This window comes from Mycobacterium sp. E735, from assembly GCF_001666955.1.
Taxonomy (GTDB): domain Bacteria; phylum Actinomycetota; class Actinomycetes; order Mycobacteriales; family Mycobacteriaceae; genus Mycobacterium.
On the sequence record NZ_LZIX01000089.1, the window covers coordinates 1 to 2,080 of the forward strand.

The following is a 2,080-nucleotide window of genomic DNA, read 5'->3' on the forward strand; positions in this document are numbered from 1 at the left end:
TGAGCGCCCGGCGAGTGCCGCTCCCCCGAAATGCCTCTAGCGGCCGACGCCCAGCGTCGACGTGTAGTAGTTGACGCCGTTCATCGTTTGTCGATCATCGGCGGCCCGTGCGATCGCCCCCAACCCGAAGCCGGCGAGCAGCTGGGCCATCGGCGTTGCGACCGACGCCCACCCGAGCGCATCCAGGTACGCCCCGACGTCGTGGCGCTCACCTTCGAACTGGACCACGTCGAAGTCGAGTTCGAAGCCGTGCTCGCGCCACTTGGCAGTGGCCTCGCGCATCCGTTGGCGCGCTGCGTCGGGGTCCATGTCGGCGGTATTCGGCACAGCCTCACTCCCGAGTCGGCTGCCCGGCGCGCTCAGGGCGGTGACCATCTCGAGCAGCCGATCCTGGGCCGCTGGTGTCAGATAGCCGAATAGGCCTTCGGCAATCCATACCGTGGGCTTCTTGACGTCCAAACCCGTCGTAACCAGTGCCGTCGACCAGTCGTCGCGCAGGTCGATGGCGACCGTGCGTAGGTCAACTTTTGGTACGGCACCGAGCTTGGCCAGTGTGGTGGATTTGAACTCGATGACGGCCGGTTGATCCATCTCGAACACCGTCATCCCTTTAGGCCAGTCCAGTCGGTAGGCGCGGGCGTCGAGGCCCGAGGCGAGGATCACGGCTTGACGGATGCCCGCTCCTGCGGCATCGGCACACAACTCGTCGAAGTACCGCGTGCGGGCCGCAATCGATGCGGGCATCTGCGCCAGCCCCCATGAGCTGCCCGCGACGTCGATATCCGAGGCGACGAGCTCGCCGGTAGCCCAGCGGGTCAGAAAGCTCACACCGACCGCGCGCACCAACTGCTCGGCAAAAGGATCGTCGATAATCCCATCCCTGGTGGCGACGGCTCTCGCGGCCGCCGCCATCGTGGCCGTGGTTCCCACTCCGGTAGCCGGACCCCAGGTGTCGTCATTGGGTGGTGTCATCGTGAACCTCCGAGAGCCGCCTGGATACCGTACAACCCGTCTCCTGGCCCTCCTCAGCGACGCCGCTGACGTGACCACCGCGACCACATGCGCGCGGCCATGGCGCAATCGAATTTAGCGGGTTACCAGTAGGACTCCGCCGTAGTTGTTATCACAATGCGCACCAATCCATTTCGCAGCAACATCGATGTGCGTAATTCCCACATAAAGCAGTCGTGAGGGCACACCCGAAAACTCGCAGCGGTCCAAGCTGTCGCAGACCTGGCAGGCAAAAATGTTTGGCTTGCGGTTGACTGTCATTCGATAACGGCGAACGGCTGCGAGAGGAGCGTCTGTGCCCACCATCACCACCTCGGACGGTGTCGAGATCTTCTACAAGGACTGGGGTTCCGGCCAGCCGATCGTTTTCAGTCACGGCTGGCCGCTGACGGCCGACGACTGGGATGCGCAGATGATGTTCCTCCTGCACCGGGGCTATCGGGTGATCGCTCACGACCGGCGCGGGCATGGCCGGTCCGAGCAGGTCGGGACCGGCAACGACATCGAGCACTGGGTGGCCGATCTGGCCGCGCTGACCGAGCAACTCGAACTGCGCGACGCCGTCCACATCGGGCACTCCACCGGCGGCGCTGAAGTGGCCTGCTATGTGGCGCGCCACCAGGAGCGGGTCGCCAAGGCGGTGCTGGTGTCCTCCCCGACCCCGAGCATGGCGCAGGCCGAGAACAATCCGGGCGGGCAACCCCAGGAGTGGTTCGACGCGGTGCGTGCGGGCATCTTGGGAAATCGATCGGAGTTCTTCCGCGCCGTGCCAGAGGGGCCGTTCTACGGATTCAACCGCCCGGGTGTGGAACCGTCCGAGGCGGTCATCGCGAACTGGTGGCGTCAGGGCATGTCCGGCAGTGCCCAGGCTCACTACGAGACGGTGGTGTCCTGGCTGCAGGACTACTCCGACGAATTGCGGGCGATCACCGTTCCCGTCCTGGTCATGCACGGCGACGACGATCAGATCGTCCCGTTCGCAAGCGCGGCGCCCCGGGCGGTCGACCTCCTTCAGAACGGCGCCGTGAAGGCCTATCCCGGCTACCCGCACGGCATGCTGACCACACAC

The 2,080-nt window shown here is 65.3% G+C and carries 2 protein-coding genes; one reads left to right on the forward strand and one right to left on the reverse strand.

Going from position 1 to position 2,080, the window contains the following annotated elements; translation table 11 throughout:
* Positions 1-36: 36 nt before the first annotated feature.
* Positions 37-972, reverse strand: coding sequence for an SAM-dependent methyltransferase (locus A5704_RS07180; protein ID WP_067888164.1), 936 nt, complete (start codon positions 970-972; stop codon positions 37-39).
* A gap of 334 nt (positions 973-1,306) precedes the next feature.
* On the opposite strand from A5704_RS07180, the gene A5704_RS07185 reads away from it, so the two are divergent.
* On the forward strand, positions 1,307-2,080 hold a 774-nt coding region (locus tag A5704_RS07185; RefSeq protein ID WP_067761034.1), incomplete at its 3' end, for an alpha/beta fold hydrolase.